The organism is Pelomonas sp. V22 (genome assembly GCF_030014915.1).
Taxonomy (GTDB): domain Bacteria; phylum Pseudomonadota; class Gammaproteobacteria; order Burkholderiales; family Burkholderiaceae_C; genus JAUASW01.
This window is the reverse complement of record NZ_JAGIXS010000002.1, coordinates 212192-234012: the sequence shown is the minus strand read 5'-3', so window position 1 is coordinate 234012 and position 21821 is coordinate 212192. Positions and strand designations below refer to the sequence as shown.

The following is a 21821-nucleotide window of genomic DNA, read 5'->3' as shown; positions in this document are numbered from 1 at the left end:
CCGTGCCCACTGGAGGCCAAGCCATGCTGCGTTTTCGTTTTCCCATCGTCATCATCGACGAGGACTACCGCTCCGAGAACACCTCGGGTCTGGGCATCCGCGCCCTGGCTGATGCCATCCAGAAGGAGGGCTTCGAGGTCTTGGGCGTTACGAGCTACGGCGACCTGAGTCAGTTCGCCCAGCAGCAGAGCCGCGCCGGCGCCTTCATCCTTTCGATCGACGACGAGGAGTTCACGCCCGGGCCCGAGCTCGACCCGGCGGTGCTGAACCTGCGCAAGTTCATCGAAGAAATCCGCTTCAAGAATGCGGACATCCCGATCTACGTCTATGGGGAGACGCGCACCTCCCAGCATCTGCCCAACGACGTGCTGCGCGAACTGCATGGCTTCATCCACATGTTCGAGGACACGCCGGAGTTCGTGGCCCGCCACATCATCCGCGAGGCGCGCAGCTACCTCGATGGCCTGGCGCCGCCGTTCTTCAAGGCGCTGATGGACTATGCGCAGGACGGCTCCTACTCCTGGCACTGCCCCGGCCACTCGGGTGGCGTGGCCTTCCTGAAGAGCCCGGTGGGCCAGATGTTCCACCAGTTCTTCGGCGAGAACATGCTGCGCGCCGACGTCTGCAATGCGGTGGAAGAGCTGGGTCAGCTGCTGGACCACACCGGCCCGGTCGCGGCCTCTGAGAAGAATGCTGCGCGCATCTTCAATGCCGACCACTGCTTCTTCGTCACCAACGGCACCAGCACTTCCAACAAGATGGTCTGGCACCACACGGTGGCGCCGGGAGACGTGGTGGTGGTGGACCGCAACTGCCACAAGAGCATCCTGCACTCGATCATCATGACCGGCGCCGTGCCGGTCTTCATGACGCCGACGCGCAACCACTACGGCATCATCGGCCCCATCCCGGACAGCGAGTTCTCGCCCGAGAGCATCCGCAAGAAGATCGCCAAGAATCCGCTGCTCAAGGGCGTGGATGCGAAGAAGGTCAAGCCGCGCATCATGACGCTGACGCAGAGCACCTATGACGGCGTGCTCTACAACACCGAGACGATCAAGGCCAAGCTCGATGGCTGGATCGACACCCTGCATTTCGACGAGGCCTGGCTGCCGCACGCCGCCTTCCATGGCTTCTACGGCTCCTACCATTCGATGGGCAAGAACCGCCCGCGCCCCAAGCAGGCGATGGTCTATGCCACGCAGTCGACCCACAAGCTGCTGGCCGGCATCAGCCAGGCTTCGCAGGTGCTCGTGCAGGATGCGCAGAACGTCAAGCTGGACAAGCATCTGTTCAACGAGGCCTACCTGATGCACACCTCCACAAGCCCGCAGTACTCGATCATTGCGAGCTGCGACGTGGCGGCCGCGATGATGGATGCGCCTGGCGGCCCGGCCCTGGTGGAAGAAAGCATCGCCGAGGCGCTGGACTTCCGCCGTGCCATGCGCAAGGTCGAGACCGACTATGGCAAGGACTGGTGGTTCAAGGTCTGGGGTCCGGACAAGCTGGTGGAAGAAGGCATCGGCAAGCCAGCCGACTGGATGCTCAAGGCCAACCAGAAGTGGCACGGCTTCGGCAACCTCGAGTCCGGCTTCAACATGCTGGACCCGATCAAGTCCACGGTGATCACGCCGGGGCTGGACATGAGCGGCAAGTTCGCCAAGACCGGCATCCCGGCCAGCATCGTCACCAAGTTCCTGGCCGAGCACGGCGTGGTGGTCGAGAAGACGGGCCTGTACTCGTTCTTCATCCTGTTCACCATCGGCATCACCAAGGGCCGCTGGAACACGCTCTTGACCGCCCTGCAGCAGTTCAAGGATGACTACGACAAGAATGCACCGCTGTGGCGCATCCTGCCGGAGTTCTGTGCCGCCCAGCCGCGCTACGAGCGCATGGGCCTGCGCGACCTCTGCCAGAGCATCCACGAGGCCTATGCCAAGGGCGACATCGCGCGCCTGACGACCGAGGTCTACCTGTCGGACCTGGAGCCGGCGATGAAGCCGAGCGATGCCTATGCCCACATCGCCCACCGCCGCACCGAGCGCGTCGAGATCGACAAGCTCGAAGGCCGTGTGACGACCTCGCTGCTGACGCCGTACCCGCCGGGCATCCCGCTCCTGATTCCGGGCGAGCGCTTCAACAAGAAGATCGTGGACTACCTGAAGTTCACCCGAGAGTTCAATGCCAAGTTCCCGGGCTTTGCCACGGACGTGCATGGCCTGGTGGAAGAGAAGGGCGAGGATGGCAAGTCACGCTACTTTGTCGATTGCGTCGCCACGAAGTAATCAATCAGCAGGCATAAATGCAAACGGGGCCCCAAGGGCCCCGTTTTCTATTGCTAAAACGCCAGATCAGGCTTCGCCAGCCAGTGCGACGTGGCTGAAGCCACCGTCCACATAGATGATCTCCGAGCTGATACCGCCCGACAGGTCGGACAGCAGGAAGGCGGCTGTGTTGCCCACATCGTCGATCGTCACGTTGCGGCGGATCGGCGTGGTGGCGGCGAAGGCGGACAGCAGCTTGCCGAAGTCCTTGATGCCCGAGGCGGCCAGTGTCTTGATCGGGCCGGCCGAGATGCCGTTCACGCGGATGCCCTTGGCGCCCATGTTGTAGGCCAGGTAGCGCACGCTGGCTTCCAGCGAGGCCTTGGCCAGGCCCATGGTGTTGTAGTTGGGCACATAGCGCTCGGCGCCCAGGTAGCTCAGCGTCAGCAGGGCGGCGCCCGCGCGCAGGCGCGGAGCGGCGGCCTTGGCCATGGCCGGGAAGCTGTAGGCCGAGATGTCGTGGGCGATGCGGTAGTTCTCGCGGGTCAGGCCGTCGAGGAAGTCACCGGCGATGGCCTCACGCGGCGCGAAACCGATGGAATGGACGAAGCCGTCGAACTCGGGCCAGACCTCGCCCAACTGGGCGAACATGGCTTCGATTTGCTCGTCGCTGCCGACGTCACAGTCGAAAACCAGCTTGGAATCGAACTCGGCGGCAAATTCGGTGATGCGTTCCTTGAAGCGCTCGCCCACGTAGCTGAAAGCCAGTTCGGCGCCTTCGCGGCGGCAGGCCTTGGCAATGCCGTAGGCAATCGAACGATTGGACAATACGCCCGTGATCAGCAATCGCTTGCCGGCGAGAAAACCCATGGTGGCTCCTGTTTGTTGGTTATCGGGGCCGGATTTTGGCATGCCATGAGCGCCACGGGCTGTCTACGGCTTGTCGGCATGGGGCGTGCATAGTACAATCCCGGCTTCGCTGGCAAGGCATGACGGCGAACGCAAGGCAAGTGCAGCAAGAGCAGTAGGTCCTGATCAAATTTGATTCAAATCTGATTGAGGCCGAGACACTTGCAAATGTGGGCGGATTCATCCAGCCCATTTTTTTTGCTCGAACGTCTTTGCGTTCTTGTTGCGTGAGTGGCCTTGCCCTGCGATCCCAAGCATCTTTTAGAAATCGGCGAGCGACGAAGCATCACGCATGAATTGGCAAGCGGCTGTTGAGAAAACCGTGACCGGCCTCGGTTACGAACTGGTGGACTGCGAGCGCAGTGCTGCTGGCTTGCTGCGCGTGTACATCGACAAGCTCCCCGAGCAGCTCGCCGTCGGCGGGTTCATCACCGTCGACGATTGCGAGAAGGTGACGCGGCAGCTGCAGTATGTGCTTGAAGTCGAGAACGCACCCTACGAGCGTCTCGAGGTTTCTTCTCCCGGTGTGGATCGCCCGCTGAAGAAACTGGCCGACTACCAGCGCTTTGCCGGCGAGGAAGTCCAGATCACGCTGCGCGTGGCCTTCCAGGGGCGCAAGAAGTACAGCGGCGTCCTGGCGGCAGAAGGCGAAGGCTGGCGCCTCGTGTTCAACGACGGCAAGGCCGACCAGGCCCTCGATTTTTCCCTTGAAGAAGTGCGCGAGGCCAAGCTGGTGCCGGCGCTGACCTTCAAGGGGCGCAATGCCCAGCCCAAGGAACTGCATGGGACGGGCGAGACGGTGACCGAGGCCAAGAAGCCCAAGGCCCCCAAGAAGCGCAGCAATGCAAAGGCGCGGCAGTCTGTCGAGGCTGCCGGCGAAGATGAAAAGGTTGATGGAGGTCCTGATCAATGAACCGCGAACTGTTGATGCTGGTGGACGCGATCTCGCGCGAGAAGAGCGTGGAGCGCGATGTCGTGTTCGGCGCTGTCGAGGCCGCCCTGGCCTCGGCCACCAAGAAGCTGTATGGCACGGAAGTCGACATCCGTGTGGCCGTTGATCGTGACTCTGGCGAGTACGAGACTTTCCGCCGCTGGCACGTTGTCCCGAACGAAGCTGGTCTGCAAAACGCCGATTCTGAAATCCTGCTGTTCGAAGCGCAGGAGCAGATCGAAGACATCGAGGTCGACGACCACATCGAAGAGCCGGTTGAATCGGTGCCGATCGGCCGCATCGGTGCCCAGGCCGCCAAGCAGGTCATCCTGCAGAAGATCCGTGACGCCGAGCGCGAGCAATTGCTGAACGACTTCATGTCGCGCGGCGACAAGATCTTCATTGGCACGGTCAAGCGTCTGGACAAGGGCGACATCATTGCCGAGTCGGGTCGCGTGGAAGGCCGCCTTAAGCGCACCGAAATGATCGCCAAGGAAAACCTGCGCACCGGTGACCGCGTTCGCGCCGTCATCCTGGGCGTGGACCCCACACAGCGTGGCCCGCAGATCATGCTCTCGCGCTCGTCGCCCGAGTTCATGAAGGAGCTGTTCGCGCAGGAAGTGCCTGAAATCGAACAGGGCCTGCTTGAGATCAAGAGCTGCGCCCGTGACTCCGGCAGCCGCGCCAAGATCGCCGTGCTGTCGCACGACAAGCGCGTCGACCCGATCGGCACCTGCGTGGGTGTGCGCGGTTCGCGCGTTAACGGCGTGACCAATGAGTTGGCTGGCGAGCGCGTCGACATCGTGCTGTGGTCCGAAGACCCTGCGCAGTTCGTCATCGGCGCACTGGCTCCGGCCAATGTGCAGTCCATCGTGGTGGACGAAGAGCGCCATGCCATGGACGTGGTGGTCGACGAGGAAAACCTCGCCATCGCCATCGGCCGCGGTGGCCAGAACGTGCGGCTCGCCTCCGAGCTGACCGGCTGGCGCATCAACATCATGTCGGCCGAGGAATCGGCCGCCAAGCATGAGCAGGAATCGGAATCGGTGCGCAAGCTCTTCGTCGAGAAGCTCGACGTCGATGCCGAAGTCGCCGACATCCTGATCGCCGAAGGATTCACCAGCCTGGAAGAAGTGGCCTACGTGCCGATGCAGGAAATGCTGGAAATCGAGGCCTTCGACGAGGACACGGTCAACGAGTTGCGCACCCGAGCCAAGGATGCGCTCCTGACCATGGAAATTGCCAAGGAAGAGAAGGTCGAGGAAGTGTCCCAAGACCTGCGTGATCTGGAAGGCGTGACGCCCGACCTGATTGCCAAGCTCGCCGATGGCGGCATCCACACCCGCGACGACCTGGCCGACCTGGCCGTCGACGAACTCGTTGAACTGGCCGGCATGGACGAGGCTGATGCCCGCACCATGATCATGAAGGCCCGCGAACATTGGTTCACCGCTTAACAGAGCGTTGAAGACCAGTATTTCGCACAGCAGATTTAGCACAAGGATTCAACAATGGCTGTGACCACCGTCGCCCAGTTCGCCGCAGAGCTGAACAGGCCTGCAAGCACTCTTCTCGAGCAGCTGCAAGCCGCGGGCGTCAAGACGGCGTCCACCGAGGACGCCCTCAACGAGGCCGACAAAGAGCGGCTGCTGGACTACCTGCGCACCGCGCACGGTACGGCCAGTGCTGACCGCAAGAAGATCACGCTGACCCGCAAGTCGACCAGCGAAATCAAGCAGGCTGATGCCAGCGGCAAGGCCCGCACCATCCAGGTCGAGGTTCGCAAGAAGCGCACCTTCGTCAAGCGCGACGACCTGCCCGCTGGTGTTGACGAAGCCACAGCCGCCGCTGCGGAAGAAGCCGAGCTGCAGCGTCGCGAAGAGGAAGCTGAAAAGCAGGCCGAAGCGCTGCGTCGCCAGGAAGAAGAGCTCGCAGCCAAGATGCGTGAGCGCGAAGAAGCCGAGCGCGCCGCCAAGGAAGCCGAAGAGCAACGCCGCCAGGAACGCCTGGCTGCGGAAGCCCGCGCTGCCGAGGAAGCTGCCGAGGCTGCCGCCAAGGCCGAGGCTGCCGCCAAGGCTGCTGCCGCTGCCGCCAAGAAGGGCGCCGCAGCAGCCGCGCCTGTGGCCGCTGCGCCTGCCGCCCCGGCTGCTGAACCTGTGGCACCGCCGCCGGCGCCAGTCGAGCCGCCCAAGCCCGCGCTGCGCGTTGTCAAGGCCACGGCACCGGCTGCCGACGAAAAGCAGAAGCAAGCCGACCTGGAGCGCCGCCGCAAGGCCGCCGAGGCCGAGGCCGCCGCCATCCGCGCCATGATGAATGCGCCCAAGAAGGTCATGGTGGCCAAGAAGCCGGAAGAACCGAAGCCGGTTGAAGCCGCCGCCATCAAGGGCACGATCCACAAGAAGCCGGGCACGCCGGGCGCTCCTGCCGCTGCAGGCGCCGGTGCTGCCAAGCCGGGCGACAAGAAGTCGATCAAGTCCGAGAAGCTGTCTTCCAGCTGGGCCGACGATGCCGCCAAGAAGCGTGGACTCAAGACGGTCGGAGCCGGCCCGACGGCTGGTGCTGGCGCCCGTCCGGGCTGGCGCGCTCCGGCCCGTGGTGGTGCGGGCGGCCGTGGCCGCAATGACCGCGGTGGTGACCGTGGCCAGTCGAGCTTCGTCGCGCCGGTCGAGCAGCAGATCCAGGAAGTGCATGTGCCCGAGACCATCTCGGTGGCCGATCTGGCACACAAGATGTCGATCAAGGCTTCCGAGTTGATCAAGCAGCTGATGAAGCTGGGCCAGATGGTCACGATCAACCAGCAGCTGGACCAGGAAACGGCCATGATCCTCGTCGAGGAAATGGGCCACAAGGCGTTCGCTGCCAAGCTGGACGACCCCGATGCCTTCCTCGAAGAAGAGGGCACGACCGAGCAGCAGCATGAATCGCTGCCGCGCGCGCCGGTGGTCACCGTCATGGGTCACGTCGACCACGGCAAGACCTCGCTGCTGGACTACATCCGCCGTGCCCGCGTCGCCGCTGGCGAAGCGGGTGGCATTACGCAGCACATCGGCGCTTATCACGTCGACACGCCGCGCGGCATGATCACCTTCCTGGACACCCCGGGTCACGCGGCCTTCACGGCCATGCGTGCTCGCGGCGCCAAGGCCACCGACATCGTCATCCTGGTGGTGGCGGCGGACGATGGCGTGATGCCCCAGACCAAGGAAGCGATCCACCATGCCAAGGCGGCGGGCGTGCCCATCGTCGTGGCGGTCACCAAGATCGACAAGCCTGATTCCAACCTCGAGCGCGTCAAGAGCGAGCTGGTCGGCGAGCAGGTGGTGCCGGAAGAATTCGGCGGCGATTCGCCGTTCGTGGGCGTGTCTTCCAAGACCGGCCAGGGCATTGACGACCTGCTGGAGCAAGTGCTGCTGCAGGCCGAAGTGCTGGAACTGAAGGCGCCGAAGGATTCGATGGCCAAGGGCCTCGTGATCGAAGCCAAGCTGGACAAGGGCCGCGGCCCGGTGGCCACGGTGCTGGTGCAGAGCGGTACTCTCAAGCGCGGCGACGTCGTGCTGGCGGGTTCCACCTATGGCCGCGTGCGCGCCATGCTGGACGAAGACGGCAAGGCCTGTACCGAGGGCGGCCCGTCCATCCCGGTGGAAATCCAGGGCCTGACCGAAGTGCCGCAGGCTGGTGATGAATTCATGGTGCTGGCCGACGAGCGCCGCGCCCGTGAAATCGCCACCTTCCGCTCGGGCAAGTACCGCGACGTGAAGCTGGCCAAGCAACAAGCTGCCAAGCTGGAGAATATGTTCAGCGAAATGGGTGCTGGCGATGTCCAGAGCCTGCCGCTGATCATCAAGGCCGACGTGCAAGGTTCGCAGGAAGCCCTGGCTGCCTCGCTGCTCAAGCTCTCGACCGACGAAGTCAAGGTGCAGATCGTCCATGCGGCGGTCGGTGGCATCAGCGAGTCCGACGTCAACCTGGCGATCGCTTCCAAGGCGGTCATCATCGGCTTCAACGTCCGTGCCGACGCGGGTGCCCGCAAGCTGGCCGAGGGCAACTCGGTCGACCTGCGCTACTACAACATCATCTACGACGCCGTGGATGAGGTGAAGGCAGCCATGGCCGGCATGCTGGCTCCGGAACAGCGCGAAGAAGCGCTGGGTACCGCCGAGATCCGCGTCGTGTTCGTCGCTTCCAAGATCGGTACCGTGGCCGGTTCCATGGTCACCTCGGGCCTGGTGCGCCGTGGTGCCAAGTTCCGCCTGCTGCGCGACAACATCGTCATCTACACCGGCGAGGTCGACTCGGTCCGCCGCGAGAAGGACGATGTCAAGGAAGTCAAGGAAGGCTTCGAGTGCGGTATCAAGCTCAAGAACTACAACGACATCGCCGAGGGCGACCAGCTGGAGTTCTTCGAGATCAAGGAAGTGGCACGAACGCTTTAACAGCGGAGTTGGCCTCACCCAGCAAACCCCGCCTCCGAAAACGAAGGCGGGGTTTGTATTTGGAGGGGCAGCGAAGGAGCTAAGACATGCGACACAAAAGAGCCATCCCCAACCGCGGTTTCCGCGTGGCCGACCAGATCCAGCGCGACCTGGCGGAGCTGATCCGCGAGCTGAAGGATCCACGCGTCGGCATGGCGACCGTCAATGCGGTCGAGGTCACGCCCGACTATGCGCATGCCAAGGTCTTCTTCTCGGTGCTGGTCGGCGATCCGGTCGAGAGCGAAGCGGCGCTGAACGAGGCTGCCGGCTTCCTGCGCAACGGCCTGTTCAAGCGCTTGCAGATCCACACCGTGCCGACGCTGCATTTCCATTACGACCGCACCATCGAGCGTGCGGCTGAGATGAGCCAGCTGATCTCCAAGGCCAACGCCACCCGCGCGCTGGACGACGAAGAACACACGAACGACTGATCCAGAAAATCTCGCAAGCAGGCCAGCCGTGACCGAAACCAAACCCCAGCGCCAGAGAGTTGTGCGCCGTGCCCTGCACGGCGTGCTGCTGCTCGACAAGCCGCTGGGCCTGTCCAGCAACGACGCCTTGCAAAAAGCCAAGTGGCTGCTGCGGGCGGAGAAGGCTGGGCACACGGGCACGCTCGACCCTCTGGCCACCGGCCTCTTGCCGCTCTGCTTTGGCGCGGCGACCAAGTTCAGCCAGGTCAGCCTCGATGCCGACAAGGCCTACGAAGCGACGCTGAAGCTCGGTCAGACCACGACCACCGGTGACGCCGAAGGCGAGGTGCTGGAGACCCGCGAAGTCGCGGTGACGAGTGAATCAATCGCAGCGGCCTGCGCCAAGTTCACGGGCGCCATCTCGCAGGTGCCGCCCATGTATTCGGCCTTGAAGCACGAAGGCAAGGCGCTGTACGACTACGCCCGCCAAGGCATCACCATTGAGCGCGAAGCGCGCGCTGTGACGATTCACAGCATCGACATGCTCGACTGGCAGACTGATTCGCTGACCATCGCGGTGCGCTGCTCCAAGGGCACCTACATCCGGACGCTGGCCGAAGACATCGGCCGTGAGCTGGGTTGCGGCGCGCACCTGAGCGCCTTGCGCCGCACCGCCAGTGGCAGCGTCGATGTGCGCGATGCCATCAGCCTCGATGCCCTGGCCGCGATGACGGAGGCCGAGCGCGAAGCGCTGCTGCGTCCGCCCGATTGCTTGTTGGCCGACTGGCCGTCCATCAGCCTGGCTGATGAGGATGCCAGCCGGTTCCTGAATGGTCTGCGGCGCCGCGTTGCCGCCGCAGATGCACCGCATGTCCGGGTCTACGGGCCCGCCGCTCATGCCTTGTTGGGCAGCGCATCAATCGCCGCCGGTGAATTGATACCCGGCCGCTTGTTGAGCCCACAGGAAGTCGAAAGCCTGTTGAGCGTTTAAGAATTTTTAGGAAAGTCGTTTTGCTATGAGTACCCAGATCCGCAACATCGCCATCATCGCCCACGTCGACCATGGCAAGACCACGATGGTGGACCAGCTGCTGCGTCAGAGCGGCACCTTCGCCGACCATGAAAAGGTCGTCGACACCGTGATGGACAACAACGCCATCGAACGCGAGCGTGGCATCACCATTCTGGCCAAGAACTGCGCCGTGTCCTGGGAAGGCACGCACATCAACATCGTCGACACGCCCGGACACGCGGACTTCGGTGGTGAAGTGGAACGCGCGTTGTCCATGGTCGACGGCGTGGTGCTGCTGATCGACGCGCAAGAAGGCCCGATGCCGCAAACGCGCTTCGTGACGAAGAAGGCCCTGGCCCTCGGCCTCAAGCCCATCGTCGTGGTGAACAAGGTCGACAAGCCGGGTGCCAAGCCGGACGCCGTCGTCAACGCCGCTTTCGACCTGTTCGACAAGCTGGGCGCTACCGATGAGCAGCTGGACTTCCCGGTTGTCTACGCCTCGGGCATCAACGGCTGGAGCTCGCTGGAAGAAGGCGCTCCGGGCGAAAAGTGGGGCGAGGACATGTCGGCCCTCTTCAACACCGTGCTGAAGCATGTGCCGGCGCAAACCGGCGACGCGAGCGCCCCGCTGCAGCTGCAGATCTCGGCGCTGGACTTCTCGTCCTTCGTCGGCCGCATCGGCGTGGGCCGCATCAGCCAGGGCACCATCAAGCCCGGCATGCAGGTCAAGGTCATGGAGGGCCCGGACGGCAAATCGGTCAACGGCCGCATCAACCAGGTGCTGACCTTCCAAGGTCTGGACCGTGTGCAGGTCACTGAAGCCGGCCCCGGCAACATCGTGCTGATCAACGGCATTGAAGAAATCGGCATCGGCGTGACCGTGACCGACCCGGCCAATCCGCTGCCGCTGCCCATGCTGAAGGTGGACGAGCCGACGCTGACGATGAACTTCTGCGTCAACACCAGCCCGCTGGCCGGTCGCGAAGGCAAGTACGTCACCAGCCGCCAGATCTGGGATCGCCTGCAAAAGGAGCTGCAGCACAACGTGGCGCTGCGCGTCTCCGAGACCGACGAAGACGGCATCTTCGAAGTCTGCGGTCGCGGCGAACTGCACCTGACCATCCTCCTGGAAAACATGCGCCGCGAAGGCTATGAGCTGGCTGTTTCCAAGCCGCGCGTGATGTTCAAGGACATCGACGGCGTGAAGAGCGAGCCGATGGAGCTGGTGACTGCCGACGTGGAAGAAATCCACCAGGGCGGCGTCATGCAGGCCCTGGGTCTGCGCAAGGGTGAGATGCTGAACATGGAGCCGGACGGCCATGGCCGCGTTCGCCTCGAGTACCGCATCCCTGCGCGTGGCCTGATCGGCTTCGCTAACGAGTTCATGAACCTGACCCGTGGCTCGGGCCTGATCTCGTCGATCTTCGACGGTTACGAAGCCCACAAGGGCGACATCGGCGGCCGCAAGAACGGCGTGCTGATCTCCATGGACGACGGTGAAATCTTCACCTACGCCCTCGGCAAGCTGGACGACCGCGGCCGCATGTTCGTGAAGCCGAATGACCCGGTGTACGAGGGCATGATCGTCGGCATCCACAACCGCGACAACGACCTGGTCGTCAATGCCACGCGCACCAAGCAGCTGACCAACTTCCGCGTCAGCGGCAAGGAAGACGCGATCAAGATCACGCCGCCCATCGACCTGACGCTGGAATACGGTGTCGACTTCATCGACGACGACGAGCTGGTCGAAATCACGCCGAAGAGCGTGCGTGTCCGCAAGCGCTTCCTGACGGAGAACGAGCGCAAGCGCGCGTCGCGCGCCTGAGCGCACGACGCGCGCTTTGCGCTGTCCTGTGAGCTCCCCCAGCCCCCTCCAAGAGGGGGCTCCAATCAGAATGACTCCCGCGCCCCGTAAGGGGCGCTCTCAATTCAGGTATGAGCCATCGCAAGGCTGTGCTGTTGATGATCCTGGTCACCCTGCTGTGGAGCACGGCAGGCGTGGTCACGCGACAGCTGGAGGCGGCGCGGAGCTTTGAGCTGACGTTCTGGCGCAGCGCGTTCAATGCGTTGTCGCTGATCGTGCTGCTGCGCTGGCTGCGCGGGCCGGCGTTCTGGGGCCAACTGCAGCGGGCACCACGGCTGGTCTGGCTGTCGGGTGCCTTCTGGGGGCTGATGTTCACGGCCTTCATGGTGGCGCTCAGCATGGTCAGCGTCGCCACGGTGCTGGTGACCATGGCGCTCGGGCCCCTCTTCACGGCGCTGTTCTCGCGGGTCTTCCTGTTTCACCAGTTGCCGGCTCGCACCTGGGTCGCCATTGCGCTGGCCACGCTGGGCATCGCCTGGATGTTCGTGCAGGAAGCGGGTGGGGCAGGGCTGGCGGGCATTCTGGTCGCCTTGCTGGTGCCGCTGGCCGCCGCCAGCAACTGGACGCTGTTGCAGCGCGCCACGCATGGCAGCGCCGACCCTGACGCGCCAGCCCCCGGGCAGGACATGCTGCCCGCCGTGCTGATCGGCGCCTTGATCTCGGCCCTGCTGACTTTGCCGCTGGCCTGGCCCTTCCAGGCTTCGGCCCATGATGTGGGCCTGCTGGGCTTGCTGGGCCTGTGCCAGTTGGCGATTCCCTGCCTGCTGGTGGTGCGGCTGTCCCGCGTGCTGCCTGCACCCGAGATCGCGCTGCTGGGCCAGCTGGAGGTGATCTTCGGCGTGCTGTGGGCCTGGCTCGGTGCCGGGGAAGCCCCGGCTGGCGCCACGCTCATCGGCGGTGCTATCGTGCTGGCCGCCCTGGCGGGTAATGAAATCCTGGCGCTACGGCAGCGCCGATCGAATTGAAGCAACAAGACATTGGAGTCCCTGGCATGAGCGCCGCATCGTTGATCCCCCCGCTGCAATCCGAAGGCCAGGTCCTGGCCGAAACCAACGGCTGCCTGGGCTTGATCACCTTGAACCGGGCGAACGCGCTGAATGCGCTGTCGCTGGCCATGATCCGCGACCTGACGGCGCTGCTGAAGACCTGGGCCACCGCGCCCGGCATTGAGGCCGTGGTCATCCTCGGCGCGGGCCGCGAGGGCAAGCCGGCCGCCTTCTGCGCCGGTGGCGACATCCGCTTCTTCCACCAGGCCGCGCTGGCCGGTGACGCGGCGCTCGAAGCCTTCTTCACCGAGGAATATGCGCTCAACCACCTGATCCACCACTACCCCAAGCCCTATATCGCCCTGATGGACGGCGTGGTGATGGGCGGCGGCATGGGCATCAGCCAGGGCGCCAAGCTGCGCGTGCTGACCGAGCATTCCAAGCTCGCCATGCCCGAGACCAACATCGGCCTCTTCCCCGACGTGGGCGGCGGCTGGTTCCTCGCCCAATGCCCGGGCCACAGCGGCGAATGGCTGGCCCTGACCGGCCATGCCATAGGCGCTGGTGACGCCATTGCCCTCGGCCTCGGCGACGTGTTCGTGCGCAGCAGCGAGCTGCCGGCCGTCATCGAGGCGATGCGCCGTGGCGAGCAGAGCAGTGCCGAGCATGTGGTGGCCACGGTGATGGAGCGCGTCGACCTGGCCGCACCGGCCGACGACCTGGAACTGCGCCGCCGCATCGACCTGCATTTCTCCAAGCCCACGGTGCTGGCCATCTGCGAGTCGCTGCAGGCCGCTGGCGATGCCTGGTCGCTGGAGACGCTGGCGACCTTGCGCAAGCGTTCGCCGCTGATGCTGGCCGTGACGCTGGAGCAGGTGCGCCGCGCACGCCGCATGAGCCTTGCCGAAGACCTGCGCATGGAGCGCGACCTGGTGCACCGCTCGTTCCACCTGCGCCCCGGCGCGGCCTCGGAAACGGTGGAGGGCATTCGGGCGCTGGCGGTCGACAAGGACCACAGCCCGCGCTGGAACCCGGCCCGCATCGAGGAGGTCACGCCGGCCATGGTGGCCGAGTTCTTTGAGAGCCCCTGGGCCGACGTGGAGCACCCGCTGCGCGGGCTGGCCTGACACCCCTGGTTCAGGCCACGGGCAGCGGCTTGCCGCTGCGGGCCAACGCCTCGAAATCTTCAATCGGAATGGGCCGCGAGAACAGAAAGCCCTGAAAGATCCTGCAGCCCATGGCTTGCAAGGCCTGCAGTTGCTCGTGGTTTTCCACGCCTTCGGCCACCACCTCCAGGCCCAGGTCCGCGCCCAGGTGGACGATGGTGGCGGCGATCTTGGCGGCGCTGGCATCGCCGGGCAGGTCGCGCACGAAGCTCTGATCCACCTTGATCTGATCCAGGGGTAGTTGCTTCAGGTAAGACAGCGAAGAGAAGCCGGTACCGAAATCGTCCAGCGCCATGCGTATGCCCTGGTCGCGGATCTGCTCCATCTTGGCGCGCACCGCCTCGAAGTTCTCGACGAACATGGACTCGGTCAATTCAAACTTGAGCGAGGCCGGCGGCGTTTCGGCGTCATGCACGGCGCCCAGCAGCTTGCTGGTCGAGGCGCCGGAGTACAGCTGGGCCGAGCTGACGTTGACGGAAACCGTCAACTGGCTCAGCACCGGGTCGTGCTCCCAGTGGTGCAGGGCCTTGCAGACGATGGCCGCAATCTGTTCTCCTGCGGGCACGATCAGGCCCGAGCGCTCGGCCATGGGGATGAACTCGGCCGGCGACACATAGCCCCGCTTGGAATGGCGCCAGCGCATCAGCGCCTCGGCACCGACGATGCGGCCATCGGCCGTGCACTGCGCCTGCAGGTAGGCCTGGATCTCGCCGACCGCCACGGCGCGGGCGAAGTCCAGCTCAAGGGCCGAGGTTTCCTTCGCTTCGCGCAGCATGATCATGATCGCGACATAGGTCAGCACGGCCGCGCACAGTGTGTTGACCAGGCCGGCACCCGCCTGTGCCGTGCCCGCGAAGTTGATGTTCTCCGGTCGGGCCGGCTGGGTCGCCAGCCAGGCAAAGGCAAGCAACATGGGCAGCAGGAAGCCGAGTCGCAGGATCGGCTTCTCATGCTGGAGCATGAACACCGCGCTGGCCGCCAACGGCAGGAGGTACAGGTGCTCGGAGCGTGGAGCAACCAGCGTTGGCACATCCAGCACAACCGAGACCCCGACCAGGTAGGTCAAGGCGATGGCGATGAATCCGATGGCCGCCAGACGCTGGTGGTCGCTCCGATCCAGCAGCAGCACACCGGTCGTTGCAGCGGCCATCAGCACATTGACCTGGGCGAGGCTCTGCCAGCCAAGGGTGATGACGAAATAGATCGTCCACCCCACCATGCTGGCAAGAAAGAACAGGCTGCCGGTCTGGATCATGAGTCGCCGCCTGCGCCTGAAAGCGCGGGGCAGGGGGCCTTCTGCTGCATTGAAGGCTTCGAGCCATTGCTGCGGCGAACGCGCGGCTTGCATCGGCGGCAATGTCCCAATCGATTCGTTATCCGACATGCGGGTGTTCTCCCACGCTGGCGTGAGTGCCTCGAAAAAGCGGGCACGCCTCGGGACTGTCAGCCAGCGACAGAAGACGCGGCATTGGCACTTTCGCTAGGTTGTGCGATTCACGCCCGTTCGCGCTGAGCCGCTGTGCGGCGTTGATAATGCCGCGCGCTGGCGAATGGATGATTGCGTTCGACCAGGCGCACCTCTCCCCACGAAGGATTGCCAAGAGACGCCATGCGCACCGACATCGAAATCGCCCAGGCAGCAACGCTGCAGCCCATCGTTCCCCTGGCCGTGCAGCGCCTCGGGCTTCCCGAGGAATCGCTGAGCCCCTACGGCCGCTACAAGGCCAAGCTCTCTCTCGAGCAGATCGCAGCGCTGCAGTCGCGGCCCGACGGCCACCTCGTGCTGGTCACCGCGATCACGCCGACGCCGCCCGGTGAAGGCAAGACCACGACCACGGTGGGCCTCGGTGACGCGCTGAACCACATCGGCCAGAACGCCATGATCTGCCTGCGCGAGCCTTCGCTCGGACCCTGCTTCGGCATGAAGGGCGGCGCGGCCGGCGGTGGCCAGGCGCAGATCGTGCCGATGGAGGACATCAACCTCCACTTCACCGGCGACTTCCATGCCATCGCCCTGGCCAACAACCTGCTGGCCGCGCTGCTCGACAACCACATCCACCATGGCAATGCGCTCGGCCTCGACGTGCGCCGCATCAGCTGGCGCCGCGTGGTCGACATGAACGACCGCGCGTTGCGCCACATCACCGTCGCCTTGGGTGGTCCCGGCAACGGCTATCCGCGCGAGGACGGCTTCGACATCGTGGTCGCCTCCGAGGTGATGGCCATCCTGTGCCTCGCTACCTCGCTGGCCGACCTGAAGCAGCGGCTGGGCAACATCGTGGTCGGCTACACGGCCGACAAGCAGCCCGTCACGGCGCGCCAGCTCAAGGCCGATGGTGCGATGGCTGCGCTCTTGAAGGACGCGCTGGCACCGAATCTCGTGCAGACGCTGGAAGGCAACCTGGCCTTCGTGCACGGCGGGCCCTTCGCCAACATCGCCCATGGCTGCAATTCGCTCATCGCCACCCGCGCAGCGCTGAAGCTGGCCGACTATGTGGTCACCGAAGCCGGCTTCGGTGCCGACCTGGGTGCCGAGAAGTTCATCGACATCAAGTGCCGGCAATCGGGCCTCAAGCCCAGCTGCGCCGTCATCGTGGCCACGGTGCGGGCGCTGCGCCACCACGGTGGCAGCCTGCAGGGGCTGGAGGCCTTGCAGGCGGGCCTCGCCAACCTGCGCCGCCACGTCGAGAACGTGCGCCAGCATTACGGCTTGCCGGCCATCGTCTCGATCAACCGCTTCGATGCCGACACGCCGGACGAGATCGCCCTGATCGAGCGCGAATGCGCGCTGCTGGAGGTGCCCTGCGTGCTCGCCTCGCATTGGGCCGAGGGCGGTGCCGGCGCGGCGGCGCTGGCCCGCGAGGTGGTCAAGGCCTGCGCGGGCGGCGCGGCGCGCATGCAGTTGCTCTATGAAGATGAGCTGCCGCTGGATCAGAAGCTCGCCGCCGTGGCCCACAAGATCTACCACGCCGATCACGTGGACTGGGAGCCCAAGGCCCGCACGCAGCTCGCGGAGTTGCAGGCCCTCGGTTTTGGCGGCCTGCCGGTCTGCATCGCCAAGACCCAGTATTCGTTCAGCAGCGATGCCAAGCTGCTGGCCGCGCCCAGCGGCCACGCGCTGCGCGTGCGCGAGCTGCGGCTCAATGCCGGTGCCGGCTTCGTCACGGCCGTTTGTGGTGACATCATGACCATGCCTGGCCTGCCCCGGCAGCCGGCCGCCGAGCGCATCGATGTCGATGCCGAAGGCCGTATCAGCGGCCTGTTCTGAAGCGAAGAGGGGAGCGATGCAAGAGAAAAAGATGATCCACCACCTGCTGCTGCTGGCCGCGGTGCTGGGCCTGTCGGCCTGCGCCAGCAAGCCCGACACCGGCGAGCGCATCGGCAATGCCGCCACCGCACCGCTGAACGACCTGAACCTGGTCAAGGACAAGATTCCGGCCGTGCTGCTTGAGGCCCAGGCCGCGCCCTACAAGGCCCCGGCTGACGCCAGCTGTGCGGGCCTGCTGACGGCACTGCGCCCGCTCGACGAGGCCCTCGGCCCCGACATCGACGCGCCGCGCGAGCGCAACGAGCAGGGCCTGGCGGAGAAGGGCGGCGAGGCGCTCGGCGATGCGGCGCTGGATGCGCTCAAGCGCACCGCCGAGGGCGTGCTGCCGTTCCGCGGCTGGCTGCGCAAGCTCAGCGGCGCCGAGCGCTATTCCAAGGAAGTCGCAGCCGCTGTGATCGCCGGCCGCTCGCGCCGCTCCTTCCTGAAGGGCATGGGCGCGGCCCAGGGCTGCCCGCCGCCGCCTGCGGCCGCAGCGAGCGCGGCCAGCGCGGCGTCCTGAGCCCCGTCGTTTGATCGGCCGCATTTGCGGCCTGTCGCCGCAACGCTGCGCCGTGTCGTAAGCGCGTGGCCGCCATAGCGCCCTCTCCTTAACCTGCCGGCTTTCAAGCAAGCGTCGAGCAAGGCGAGGGGAGACAGGCGATGTTGAGCATTCAGGATCTGGTCAAGGTGCATGGCGGCAAGCTGCGCGCGGTGGATGGGGTGTCGCTGGAGCTGGGCCCCGGCGTGCTGGGCCTGGTGGGCCACAACGGCGCCGGCAAGAGCACGCTGATGCAAATGCTGGCCACGCTGACCCGGCCGACGAGCGGCCGCATCCTGCTGGACGGCCAGTGCATCGTGCAGAAGCCCGAGGCCATGCGTCGCCGCCTCGGCTATCTGCCGCAGGACTTCGGCGTGCCGGCCCACCTGACGGCGCTCGAATTCCTGCAGTACTTCGCCGCGCTCAAGGGCGTGCGCGATCCGGCCCGCATTCAGAGGCTGCTGGAGCTGGTCAATCTGCATGAGCAGGCGAAGCGCCTGGCCATCGGCTTCTCCGGCGGCATGCGCCAGCGCCTCGGCATCGCGCAGGCCTTGCTGAACGATCCCGACGTGCTGATCGTCGACGAGCCCACGGCCGGCCTCGATCCCGAGGAGCGGCTGCGCTTCCGCCATCTGCTGTCCGAGGTCGGCTTCTCCAAGCTGGTGATTGTCTCGACCCACATCGTCTCCGATATCGAGAACATGGCCACGCGCCTGGCCATCCTGCGCCAGGGCAAGCTGGTGGCCTTCGACACGCCCGAGCAACTGCTGCAAGGTGCGCGCGGCCGCATCTGGACGGCATTGCTGGAGCCAGCGCATTACGAAGAACTGCGCGGCCAGGTCCTCCATGTGCTGCATGCGCAGCGCCAGGGTGAGCGCATCCAGGTGCGCATGGCCCATGGCCAGCAGCCCTGCCACGAAGCCCAGCCCGGCGAGCCCAGCCTTGAAGAGGCGCTGATGGCACAGCGCTATGCCTTGCAGGTGGCCGCATGAACGGCTTCGCGCTGCGGGCCCTGGTGCTCGACGAATTCCGCCTGCGCTCGCGGCGCCTCGGCAGCCTCGTCTGCCTGCTCGCTGTCGTCGCCCTGTGCTGGCTGCTGGTGGCCGACCCTGAAAGCGGCCGCGCCATGATGGTGATGGGCAAGCAGCGCATCGCCTACCAGAGCCAGACCCTGGCCTTCGGTACCGCACTGACCGCCGGCATGCTGATGGGCCTGGCGGGCTTCTACCTGGCGCGGGGCCGCACGCAGCTGGACCTGCGAAGCAGCATGGCCTCGGTGCTGGCCGCCACGCCGGTGGGCAACGGCACGCTGCTGCTGGCGCGTTGGCTGGGCGCGATGCTGTACCTCAGTGCCCTGATGGGCGGCCTGCTGCTGACCGTGATGGTGCTGCACCTGGTGCGCGACGCCGGGCCGCTGGAGCCGCTGGTCTACCTGGTCACCTATGTGCTGGTGCTGGCCCCCGTGCTGATGCTGACGGCCAGCATGGCGGTGCTGGCCGATGCCTGGCAGCCGCTGATGGGCAAGCGCGGCGATCTGCTGTTCTTCGTGCTGTGGACGGCCCAGTTCGCGTCTCTGCCCCTCGTGATGACGTCCGAGCATCGTGAGATCACGGCCTGGCTGGTGTTCGACATCTCGGGCCTGCCGGCCCATCTGCTGCGCATGAGCGAGCTGCTGCAGACCGAGCATTTCAGCCTGGGCGGCTCGGGCTTCGATCCGAACCTCGCGCCGGTCCAGCTGCACGAGAGTTTCTGGACTCTGCAGCTCGTGGCCTTGCGCGCCGGCTCTGCCTTGCTGGCCCTGTTGCCGCTCGCGCTGGCGGTGCGGCTGTTCCATCGCTACTCGCCCGACAAGGTGCGCGCCATGCCGGGCGGCGAGCGCCGTACCTGGCTGGCTGCACTGCAGCGCCTGCTGCAGCCGCTGGCCCGGACGGTGAACCGCCTGCTGCCCGCGTGCGCGAACTGGCCTGGCCTGGCCGGGCAGGTGGCGGCCGAGCTGCTGAGCAGCCTGAGCGCCAACCCGCTGGCCCTCTTGATCGGCCTCGGCCTCTTCGTGGCCGGCGTGCTCAGCCCGGTGGACAAGCTGGGCTCGGTGCTCGCGGCGGTGGCGGCGCTCTGGGGCATCCTGATCAGCGACATCGGCGCGCGCGACCAGCAGGCCGGACTGCTGAGCCTGACCAGCCTTGCGCCGGGCGGTCCGCGTGCCCGCTATCTGCGCCAATGGCTGGCCAGCCTCGCGCTTGGCCTGGTCTTCAGCCTGCCCGTGCTCTTGCGCTGGAGCCTGCATGCGCCGCTGCTGGCCGTGGCCTTGCTCAGCGGTCTGGCGTTCCTGAGCGCCCTGGCCAGTCTGCTGGGTCTGTTGACCGGCAGCGGCCGCGCCTTCCTGTCGCTGTTCCTGTTCGGCTTCTATATCGCCGTGCAGACGCCGCAGATCGCCTGGTTCGACCCGCTCGGCTTCAATGGCTCGGCCACGCTGGCCACCGTGGGGAGCTACCTCGTTACTGGGCTTGTGCTGCTGGCGCTGGGGCAGGGCTGGAACCAGCGCCGGCACGCCTGAGGGGCGCGCGCACCAGCGCTTCGAACTCAGGCGCCGGCAGGGCGCGCGAGTAGAAGAAGCCCTGGTGCACCGTGCAACCGAGCTGGTAGAGCGTCTCGGCCTGGGCCGCCGTCTCCACGCCCTCGGCCACTGTTTCGAGGCCCAGCTCGCGGCTGAGGCCGATGATGGTGCGCGTGATGGCCAGCGCGCCGGCATCCAGCGGCAGGCCGCGCACGAAGCTCTGGTCGATCTTGAGCTGGTCCAGCGGCAGCAGCTTCAGATAGCTGAGCGAGGAGAAGCCGGTGCCGAAGTCGTCCAGCGCCATGCGGATGCCTCGGGCCCGGCATTCGGCCATGCGTTCGCGCACGCCGCGAAAGTCCTCGACGAAGACCGATTCAGTCAGCTCGAACTTGACGGAGCCATGCCGCAGCGACGGGTCGGTCACGATGTCCAGCAGCCGCTGCATCGCGCGGGCGTCGCGGATTTGGCCCGGGCTGACGTTGATGGCGACGCTGAGGCCCGCCAGCACGGGGTCGTTCTTCCAGCCTCGCAGCAGCGCGCAGACCTGGCGCGCCACCACCTCGCCGGCCGGCACGATCAGGCCGGTGCGTTCGGCGACCGGAATGAACTCGGCCGGCGAGACCCAGCCACGCTGCGGATGCTGCCAGCGCATCAAGGCCTCGGCGCCGACGATGCGGCCCTGGCGGTCACACTGCGCCTGCAGGTGGACCTGGATCTCCTCGGAGCCCAGGGCCCGCAGCAGCTCGGACTCGAGGGCCGAGTTCTCGCGTGACTCGCCGAGGATGGCGATCAGCAGCATGTAAAGCGTGCCCGCGGTGAAGGCCACGACCCACCAGACGGCCGGGATGCGCATTTCGTCGGTCAGCAGCGGCGGGAAGCCGAAGCTGCCGGGATGGCCGGTCAGCACGGCGAAGCTGGCCAGCGTCAGCAGCGGCAGAGTCCAGCGCCAGTGGCGCCGGTCCTGCTGCAGCAGGAAGAAGCTGCTGACGAACAGCGGTATCAGCATCAGGTGCAGGCTGCGCGGCATGGCGGGCGTCGGGACGTCGGTCGCCAGGGTCAGGCCGACCACGGCCATCAGGCTGGACAGCGAGAACAGGAGGCTGGCCAGGCGCAGCAGACGCAGATGCATCAGGCGCAGCACGCCGAAGGCACACGCGGCCACCGCAGCCTCTCCCAACGCCGCGGCCGGATGGGCGATGTAGATGAAGAACAGCATCCAGGGAATGGAGCTGAGTAGGGTGGCGCCGGCGCCAAGCGTCAGCACGCGGCGGCGGCGGCGGTCGAAGGCGGCCGTGGCTGGCGCCTCGCCGGCATTGAGCCGGCGCAGCTGCGCCAGCCAGACCTTGCTGTAGAAGCCGGCATCCTCAGCCAGGCTTTTGTCCATCTTTGCTCCCCGTTGCCGCTC

At 65.8% G+C, this 21821-nt stretch carries 15 protein-coding genes and 1 pseudogene; 13 read left to right on the top strand and 3 right to left on the bottom strand.

The annotated features are described in order from the left end of the window. The first annotated feature begins 23 nt into the window (after positions 1-23). Positions 24-2285 carry an arginine/lysine/ornithine decarboxylase gene (locus J7U46_RS10350; RefSeq protein ID WP_282825484.1) on the top strand — a complete coding sequence of 754 codons (2262 nt, stop codon included), beginning with the start codon at positions 24-26 and terminating at the stop codon, positions 2283-2285. 66 nt (positions 2286-2351) lie between these two features. On the opposite strand, the gene fabI is transcribed toward J7U46_RS10350, so the two are convergent. After that, entirely contained in the window at positions 2352-3134 is a 783-nt protein-coding gene (fabI, locus tag J7U46_RS10345; protein WP_282825481.1) for an enoyl-ACP reductase FabI, read from the bottom strand. Positions 3135-3465: 331 nt separating this feature from the next. Here fabI and rimP point away from each other — a divergent pair. The 8 genes and pseudogenes from rimP to J7U46_RS10305 all read left to right on the top strand — a co-directional run. Then, positions 3466-3945: pseudogene (gene rimP / locus J7U46_RS10340) on the top strand (ribosome maturation factor RimP); the annotation flags it as partial. 137 nt (positions 3946-4082) lie between these two features. After that, a complete protein-coding gene (nusA, locus tag J7U46_RS10335; RefSeq protein WP_282825480.1) occupies positions 4083-5561 on the top strand; it encodes a transcription termination factor NusA in 1479 nt (492 codons plus the stop codon). A gap of 54 nt (positions 5562-5615) precedes the next feature. Further along, positions 5616-8537 carry a translation initiation factor IF-2 gene (gene infB / locus J7U46_RS10330; protein ID WP_282825479.1) on the top strand — a complete coding sequence of 974 codons (2922 nt, stop codon included), beginning with the start codon at positions 5616-5618 and terminating at the stop codon, positions 8535-8537. An 86-nt stretch (positions 8538-8623) separates the two neighbouring features. Then, positions 8624-9007 (top strand): 30S ribosome-binding factor RbfA, encoded by a 384-nt coding sequence (rbfA, locus tag J7U46_RS10325; protein WP_282825478.1) that lies wholly within the window; start codon positions 8624-8626, stop codon positions 9005-9007. Positions 9008-9035: 28 nt separating this feature from the next. After that, entirely contained in the window at positions 9036-9977 is a 942-nt protein-coding gene (gene truB / locus J7U46_RS10320) for a tRNA pseudouridine(55) synthase TruB (protein ID WP_282825476.1), read from the top strand. Positions 9978-10002: 25 nt separating this feature from the next. Then, entirely contained in the window at positions 10003-11826 is a 1824-nt protein-coding gene (typA, locus tag J7U46_RS10315; protein WP_282825474.1) for a translational GTPase TypA, read from the top strand. Between the two features lie 110 nt (positions 11827-11936). Continuing rightward, positions 11937-12830, top strand: coding sequence for a DMT family transporter (locus J7U46_RS10310; protein WP_282825472.1), 894 nt, complete (start codon positions 11937-11939; stop codon positions 12828-12830). A gap of 26 nt (positions 12831-12856) precedes the next feature. Continuing rightward, positions 12857-13978, top strand: a complete 1122-nt coding sequence (locus J7U46_RS10305; protein WP_282825470.1) for an enoyl-CoA hydratase/isomerase family protein — start codon at positions 12857-12859, stop codon at positions 13976-13978. Between the two features lie 10 nt (positions 13979-13988). On the opposite strand, the gene J7U46_RS10300 is transcribed toward J7U46_RS10305, so the two are convergent. Then, a complete protein-coding gene (locus J7U46_RS10300) occupies positions 13989-15272 on the bottom strand; it encodes an EAL domain-containing protein (protein WP_282825469.1) in 1284 nt (427 codons plus the stop codon). Positions 15273-15626: 354 nt separating this feature from the next. Here J7U46_RS10300 and J7U46_RS10295 point away from each other — a divergent pair, with 354 nt between their 5' ends. The 4 genes from J7U46_RS10295 (at position 15627) to J7U46_RS10280 (ending at position 20416) form a co-directional block, all read left to right on the top strand. Further along, a complete protein-coding gene (locus tag J7U46_RS10295; RefSeq protein WP_282825468.1) occupies positions 15627-17285 on the top strand; it encodes a formate--tetrahydrofolate ligase in 1659 nt (552 codons plus the stop codon). 16 nt (positions 17286-17301) lie between these two features. Continuing rightward, a complete protein-coding gene (locus tag J7U46_RS10290) occupies positions 17302-17844 on the top strand; it encodes a hypothetical protein (protein ID WP_282825466.1) in 543 nt (180 codons plus the stop codon). 140 nt (positions 17845-17984) lie between these two features. After that, positions 17985-18854, top strand: coding sequence for an ABC transporter ATP-binding protein (locus J7U46_RS10285; protein ID WP_282825463.1), 870 nt, complete (start codon positions 17985-17987; stop codon positions 18852-18854). Next, complete coding sequence (locus J7U46_RS10280) at positions 18851-20416, top strand: hypothetical protein (RefSeq protein WP_282825461.1); 1566 nt, start codon at positions 18851-18853, stop codon at positions 20414-20416. The genes J7U46_RS10285 and J7U46_RS10280 overlap by 4 nt, the downstream gene beginning before the upstream one ends. Here J7U46_RS10280 and J7U46_RS10275 read toward each other — a convergent pair. Then, the gene (locus J7U46_RS10275; protein WP_282825459.1) at positions 20358-21800 is read right to left on the bottom strand and encodes an EAL domain-containing protein; all 1443 of its coding nucleotides are present in this window, start codon (positions 21798-21800) and stop codon (positions 20358-20360) included. The two genes, J7U46_RS10280 and J7U46_RS10275, sit on opposite strands and share 59 nt — an antisense overlap. Positions 21801-21821: the final 21 nt, after the last annotated feature.